This is a genomic window from Acidovorax sp. KNOB132, assembly GCF_057541515.1.
In genome coordinates, this window is the sequence record NZ_BAAJYT010000608.1 from 1 (window position 1) to 781 (window position 781).

The window sequence follows — 781 nt, forward strand, 5'->3', positions numbered from 1 at the left end:
CTGGAAGGTCTCGGCGCGCAGCACGGGCGCGTCGGGACGGTGCCAGCCGGTGACCTCCAACGGGTCGCCGGGGCGCAGCCATGCGGTGAGGGACTCCGACAGGTGGGGCGGGAAGGCGATCTGCGTGCCATCCTGCAGCAGCAGGCCGTCCGCCTCGCCGTTCGGTGGGCAGCCAGCGCTGCAGCCGGCCGCTCGCGGTCGCGGACTGCTCGGCGCGGGGGCCTGGGCCAGGGGGCCCGGCCCGCCGGGCGGGGGTGGGGGCAATTGCGCGTGGGCGCTGGCGGCGGCAAGGGCGGCGGCCATCAGGCTGGTGCGGAGCAAGGGGTGGAGCGTCATGAAAGTCGTCCTTTCGAGTGGGGATGCGCTTTCTCACTCAAGACGCGTGCCAACGCCAGATTCCTTATGAATCAACCACTTGCGTGCGATGGCGGGCGCGCGCAGTGGGTGGAATGGCGACAGGTTGTCCGCTTTTGCGACAGGCTTGCGGTCATTCGATGCCGTATTGCGTGAGCTTGCTGTAGAGCAACTGGCGGTGGATGCCCAACCGCCGCGCGGCGAGCGAGCGGTTGCCCTGGGCCTGCGCGAGCGCGTGTGCCAGCATCTGCCGCTCCAGCCGCTCGATGGCCTGCGGCAGCGATCCCTCCAGCCAGGCGGCGGGCAAGGCGTCGCCCGACCCGGTGCGGTGGCTGTGGCTGTGGCCGGGGTCATCGGGCGGGGTCGGCGATGGCTGCAGCCCCAGGTCGGCGGCCCCCACCACCGGGCCGCGCTGCAGGGCATGGCA

1 protein-coding gene and 1 pseudogene are annotated in these 781 nt (G+C 72.2%); both read right to left on the minus strand.

Annotated features, from left to right (window positions below):
- Positions 1-336, minus strand: a pseudogene (locus AC27IO_RS24980) (hypothetical protein); the annotation flags it as partial.
- A gap of 151 nt (positions 337-487) precedes the next feature.
- Positions 488-781: helix-turn-helix domain-containing protein (locus AC27IO_RS24985; protein WP_498741313.1), on the minus strand; the 294-nt coding region annotated here is incomplete at its 5' end.